The organism is Synechococcus sp. H70.1 (genome assembly GCF_047502705.1).
GTDB lineage: Bacteria > Cyanobacteriota > Cyanobacteriia > Thermostichales > Thermostichaceae > Thermostichus.
The window spans coordinates 1-5758 of the sequence record NZ_JANSIV010000079.1 but is presented as its reverse complement, the minus strand read 5'-3'; the positions used below and the strand labels follow the sequence as shown (position 1 = coordinate 5758).

Here is a 5758-nt window from a genome sequence, read left to right as displayed (position 1 = left end):
AATCCCGCTGCTGGCCCAGGGTTCTGGTCAACTTTTGCAGACGTTTGGGCTTGAGTGGCTTGGGCAGGCGCACGGATCCCTGAAACACCTCCACCCAGGTGCCGATGCGGCGCAGGCCCACCCGAATCTGATGGAGGGACTCTGCTGCCTCGGGGTGTTGGTTGAGCACTCTCCCCACGTGCTTCTGCAGCCGCTGCCATTGCTGGCTTAACAATTGGTGGGCCCAAGCGGCCACGGTGGGTGGAGGGGAAGACGCCAGCAGGATCGAGTGCTCGCTTTTCTGCTCAGCAGCAATGGCACTCACAGCAAATCTCCTCTACCTCTCAAAACAGGGCCTAAAAAGGGCAGAAGGCTTTCCCTGCATAGCCCACTTACCTTACCCTGAGGTCACCCGCGCCCTCTTCTTTTTTAACCTAATCTTAACCTCTGAGCAGGGTATGGCCAGGGAAACGGTTGAGACCGCCCTTCGAGCTAGCAGGGCGGAGCCTTTGGTAGGCGGGGCCCGACCGCTGCCCAGATGCGGGTGGCCACCTCTGCCGGGGATCCCTCGCCGGGAATGCGAACAATCCGCTGCGGGAACTCGGCAGCTAGAGCTTGAAATCCGCGGTAAACTCGGCGGTGAAACTCCAGGTGTTCTCGCTCGAGTTTGTCGGCCTCTGACTGTGGGGAACGGGTAACTGCTACGCGACGCTGACGCGAACGCGCCAGCCCCACCTCAGGGGGGAGATCCAACCACAGGGTGAGGTGCGGCTGCAGCCCGCCGGTAGCCAAGTGGTTGAGCTGGCGGATCTTCTCCAAGTCCAGCCCCCGACCATACCCCTGGTAGGCCAGGGTAGAGTCGGTGAAGCGGTCACAGAGCACCACCTGCCCCGCTGCTAGGGCGGGAAGGATGCATCTTTGCACGTGCTCGGCCCGGTCTGCCGCGTACAGGAGCAACTCGGCCAGCGGCGTTATGGGATCCCCGTGCAACAGCAACTCCCGCAGCGCTCGGCCGAGGGCTGTCCCTCCCGGCTCGCGGGTACACAGGCAGGCATAGCCTTCTAGAGTCAGCCGCTGTGCCAGCAGCGTCTGCTGAGTGGTTTTGCCCACTCCTTCTCCACCTTCTAAGGTGATGAACACAGCAGTCTCCCTAGAAAGGAGAGCTAGCGCAGATTAAGCTGCGGTTGCAAGTTAAAGGAGTGGCCCGGGATCATCACGTACACGTCGGGGATGTTGGTGGGCTCCAGGCCTTGCAGGGCCAGCCCCTCCACGTTGGAGCGCAGGGCGTCGTTGATGGTGGTTTCCAGTTGGGAGAGAACCTGGGCCTCATTACCCTGACTGGCCAAGCCAGGAAACTGGTTGTAGATGGCGCGGGCCAAGCTGCTGGCCAGAGGGAGCTGGATGAGGGTGAGGTTGGATCCCCCCAGTTGCGGGCCTAGGGTGTTGGCTCGGCCACGGATGCCCAAGGCCTGCAGGGCGTTGGCGGTTTGGCTGACGGGGATGGTGCAGGTGTCCATCTTGTAGACGGGCACAGAAGCCATGGTGAGGGCGGAAACGCTGGTTAGTTGCACCACGGTAAAGGAAGCCGTGCCGTTGTAGGCAAAGCAAAAATCCCGAAAGGCCGCCGGTACATTGGCCGCGCGGATGGGGCGCTCATCGTCAAAGCCACCCGACTCCGCGAAGAGGTTGCGGATGGCAAACCCCCCAAAGAAAGCCAGCAAGGCCACCACCAGCAGGATTGTCAGATCCGAAGAGGAGACTCCCCCTGAGGAGCTGCTGCTGCGCCCTCCACCTCCATACCCCCCACTTCCCCCCGAGCCGGCAGGGTAGCCGTAAGTTGCAGAACGGCTGTACTCGCCCCGGGAGGAGCCGGCATAGGCGGCGGATGCCGCGTAGCTCCGGTTGCTGGAGACAGGGCGCCGGGGAACCAGGGCCTGTCCAGGACGGCTGGCCCCCGGCCGCGAGGACCCTGTCTCGGCATCTTGCGAAGAGCCAGCCCTTCCTTCTCTTCCGTTATCCTCTGCTCGCGGCGCGCGCCCAGAGAGACGAGTAGCGGACGCCTTCCCATCGTTTCGCTCCTCTTCCTCTTCTAGCCAGTCTTCGGCACCGTCGGGGGAGGGGGCAGAACCTTCCTCCGGCAGAGGGGGCGGGGAACGTCGGCCTTGGGACTCTGAGCTGCTGGGAGCTTGGCCGCGGCTTCCCTCACCGGCAGCAGCCGCTGAGTCTGAAAAACGGTTTGGATCGCGCTCCTCAGAGAAGGTCATTCTTCAGGCTCCCAACGCAAAACTGGCACTCCCATCTTCCTAGACCGAGAAAACCTGCTAGCAAGTAGGATCCACAGGTTGGCAGGGATGGCCGCGTGTGCTGCCGTTAGGCTCCCCTCTTGGACCCCTGCAGCCGTACCTCCAAGCTAGCCTAGACTGCGCTCCAAGATCAGGAGCTGTTCTTTCAAGGCCCTCAGGGCCTGGCCGCGGTGGCTGACGGCTTCCTTTTGCGCCGGGCTCATCTCGGCAAAGGTCAGCCCCACCTCCGGCACCCAAAAGAGCGGGTCGTAGCCAAATCCTCCTGCTCCCCGGGGCTGAGCCAGTATCTCCCCGTGGCAGATGCCCTCCACCAAGGCCCGCACCTGCCCCTGGGGATCCACGAGGGCAATGGCGCAGTGAAAGCTGGCTTGGCGGTTGGGGATCCCTTCCATCTCCCGCAGCAGCCGCGCGATGCGGGCGGCATCGTCGGGGGCATAGCGGGCCGAATGGATCCCGGGGGCGCCGCCAAGGGCTGCCACCGCCAGCCCAGAGTCATCGGCAATGGCCCACTCCCCCAGAGCGGCTGCTACAGCCTTGGCCTTGAGAAGGGCATTTTCGACAAAGGTGCTGCCGCTTTCTTCCACTTCTATCGCTGCCGGCAGGGGGCGCAGATCCCAGCTGGGAGCATGGGCCTGGAAGAAGGTGTTGAACTCCCGCCATTTACCAGGGTTGCTGCTGGCCAAGATCAAGGGGCGCGCCATAGGCTGGGGATCGCGGGAAACACAGGTATCTTAGCGGAAGAAAGCAGACAGCAGAGGGCTGCCCAGGTCCTTAGGGGATTTCCAGAACCATGTTGTGCAAGGCCGTGTTGATCACCAGGGTGGAGCCGCAGCGTTCCACCTTTCCCCCGTCCCAGTGCATGTGGCCGCAGATGTAGTAGCGCGGCTGTAGGTGATCCAACAGGGGGCGCAGGGTGGGCATGCGGCGGTGGTACCATTTGCCGCCTTCGTCCAACAGGCCCCGCGGCGGCGCGTGGCTAAGCAGCAGGTCAATGGGGCGAGGAGGCTGGCTATAGAGGGTAAGCAGCTCCTGCAGATGGCTGCGGGTAAGGGTCCAGCTCCAGCCGCAAGGGGGAGTCCAGGGCACCGCCAACACTTGCAGCCCTAGCCACTCAAAGTAACAAGACTGGGTGATGGCCCGTCCCCACCTGCCAGCTAGGGCATCCAACACGGCAGCGGCTGGGTCGTGGTTGCCGGGCAAAAAGAGCCAGGGCTTGCCCAGGCCGTCTACTGCCGCCAGGAAAGATTGCAACTGGATGACCTCAGCTTCGGCTGTTGGGTGAAAGCCTTGGGTGGCGTTGAGGGAGGGCTTGCCAGCCTTGGAGCAGAAATCGCCGCAGTTGATGTAGCCATCCACCTGGGGCAAGTAGGCTAGGGCTTGCCGGATCAGCCGGTCGTTGCCGTGGTAGTCAGAGCCAAGAAGCAGTTTGATCCCCATGGGCTAGCAGAAGTCGGGAGGGGAAGCCAGAACCCTGTCTGGCGACTGGGATCCCTGCAGCAGGGCAGCCACCTGTGGCCAGGAGCTGCGGTACCAGGCCCGTTGGGCCTCCAGTTCCTCTTCCAACGATCCTGTTGGGCCAAACTCCGGACAGGCATACCCTAGCGAGCGCAGGCCCGCCACCAACAGCGCTGGCGATAGCCACCAGTGCTGGCCTAGGCGCAACAGATCCACCTGAGGCCGGGTTTGCAGGTAGTGGCGTAGCTGCCGCTGTAAGGTGGCCGCAGAGGGCAGGGGCACTGTTTGCTGGTGCACGACAATGAGCGGCGCTTCGCCAGCAAGGTAGTGGAGCAGCCACTTGAGGTGCTCTAGAGAGGGGGGCCAGCTCCACAGCCACAGCTGGTCGTAGCGGTGGCCGGCCTGAGGACGGTCGTAGTGAAGAGTTAGCGGGGAGCGCCGCTCAGGATCCAGGACAAAGGTGGGGCGCCGAAAGCCGTAGAAGAGGATGCTTCCCTGCGCCTGGGGCAGGAGGGCAGAAAAGCCATCCACAACTTGCCAACGCAGGGGTCGGGTGAGAGGCGGAGCAGGGCGGTAGATCAGCAGGGGCGAGGGGACTGTTCCCTGCTGGGGAGAAGACTTTGGAGAACCAGCCGCTTGAGCAGGCCGGATCCCGACAATTTCCAGCTCTAGTTGGCTCTCTTCTCCCCACCGCTTGGCTCTGAGGGTGTAGGCGACGTCAATCCGCTTAGGCAAGGGATAGGCTGCGGCTCCCCGCCAGAGAATGGCCCAGAGGGGACGGCTGCAAGTCTTGGCTTGCAGGGGGGATCTGCCGCTGTGGTGGCAAGGCTCAGAGGGATCCTGCAGGAGCAACTTTAGGTGGCTGGGGGTATCCTCCCCCTGGGCAGGCCGCGGGCCAAATCGCTGCTGTTGCACCACCTGCAGGTTGCGGCTGCAAAAGACCGGCTCAGGATTGCCGATGCCACAGGGTTGCAGCCGTTGCAGCTCCTGGTAGAGGTCGAGGGTGAGATCCGCCAGGGCCACCTCAGCATCGATCCGCACCAAGGGCCGGATCTGTTCCGGCTGCAGACGCTGTTGGGCCAATTGCCGCAGCCGCTCTTCCAAAAGGGGCCAGTTTTCCGCTTTCAGGCTAAACCCGCCTGCCGCTGGGTGGCCGCCATGCTTGATCAATAAATCTTTGCAGAGCTCTAGGGCCTGGAACACGTCGAACTCGGGGATCCCCTGCCGCGCCGAGCCGGTGATCTCCCCCTGGCGCGACTGGCTGCCGATAAACACTGGACAGCCAAAGCGCTCCGCCAGCCGCGAAGCCACCAGGCCAATCACCCCTTTGTGCCAGCGCTGCTGGGGAGCTCCCAAAAGGAGTAACACCCGCTCCTGCGCCAGATCCCGCTCTTGCCGGGCCATCTGCTCCAAAGCCTCCGCCTCAATGCGGCTGCACATCTGCTGCCGCACCTGGTTGAGCCGTTCACAGCGGCGGGCCAGTTTCTCTGCCTGCTGCGGGTCGTCGGTGGTCAGCAGCCGGATCCCCAGCTCCGGTCGGCCAATTCGCCCAATGGCATTGATGCGGGGCCCCAGGCCAAACCCTACCCACTCTGGTCGCAGCTCCTCTGGGGATCCCGTCATTCCCATCACTGCCAAGAGGGCACGGATCCCGGCCACCTGGGCAGTAGGCAAAAGGGCTAGCCCCTGCCGCACCCAAAGACGGTTTACCCCCGTCAGGGGCGCCAAATCGGCAATGGTGCCCACCGTAAACAGCTCCAGCGCCATTCGCCCCAGCCGTTCATCGCCGCGGCGCTCCGCCAAGGCCTGGGCTAGGAGGTAGGCCACCCCCACCCCGGCCATTCCCCGGTAGGGAGACGACTCTGGGAGCTGCTTGGGGTTGAGGATGGCGTCGGCAGGGGGCAACTGGGGCGGCAGGTCGTGGTGATCTGTCACGATTACTGTTAGCCCTAGCTCATTGGCTAGACCAAAGGGCTCGTGTGCAGCAATGCAGTTGTACACCGTTAGGATTAGGCGCACTC

6 protein-coding genes are annotated in these 5758 nt (G+C 63.4%); all 6 read right to left on the bottom strand.

Annotated features, from left to right (window positions below; translation table 11 throughout):
• The coding region (locus NW827_RS06070) for a CHAD domain-containing protein (protein WP_414503455.1) at nucleotides 1-304 on the bottom strand (304 nt) is incomplete at its 3' end.
• A gap of 167 nt (nucleotides 305-471) precedes the next feature.
• Nucleotides 472-1119 carry a dTMP kinase gene (gene tmk, locus NW827_RS06065; RefSeq protein ID WP_414403679.1) on the bottom strand — a complete coding sequence of 216 codons (648 nt, stop codon included), beginning with the start codon at nucleotides 1117-1119 and terminating at the stop codon, nucleotides 472-474.
• Nucleotides 1120-1142: 23 nt separating this feature from the next.
• A complete protein-coding gene (locus tag NW827_RS06060; RefSeq protein ID WP_414403678.1) occupies nucleotides 1143-2243 on the bottom strand; it encodes a hypothetical protein in 1101 nt (366 codons plus the stop codon).
• A 146-nt stretch (nucleotides 2244-2389) separates the two neighbouring features.
• Nucleotides 2390-2983, bottom strand: coding sequence for an RdgB/HAM1 family non-canonical purine NTP pyrophosphatase (rdgB, locus tag NW827_RS06055; protein ID WP_414403677.1), 594 nt, complete (start codon nucleotides 2981-2983; stop codon nucleotides 2390-2392).
• A 70-nt stretch (nucleotides 2984-3053) separates the two neighbouring features.
• Entirely contained in the window at nucleotides 3054-3719 is a 666-nt protein-coding gene (locus NW827_RS06050) for a metallophosphoesterase family protein (RefSeq protein ID WP_414403676.1), read from the bottom strand.
• Between the two features lie 3 nt (nucleotides 3720-3722).
• Nucleotides 3723-5758, bottom strand: a 2036-nt coding sequence (locus tag NW827_RS06045; RefSeq protein WP_414503454.1) for a single-stranded-DNA-specific exonuclease RecJ, incomplete at its 5' end; no start/stop codon positions are given.

Excerpts from the sequence above, each read along its gene's own strand:
- NW827_RS06060 (WP_414403678.1), bottom strand. The coding sequence starts at position 2,243 with ATGACCTTCTCTGAGGAGCGCGATCCAAACCGTTTTTCAGACTCAGCG.
- rdgB (WP_414403677.1), bottom strand. The coding sequence starts at position 2,983 with ATGGCGCGCCCCTTGATCTTGGCCAGCAGCAACCCTGGTAAATGGCGG.
- NW827_RS06050 (WP_414403676.1), bottom strand. The coding sequence starts at position 3,719 with ATGGGGATCAAACTGCTTCTTGGCTCTGACTACCACGGCAACGACCGG.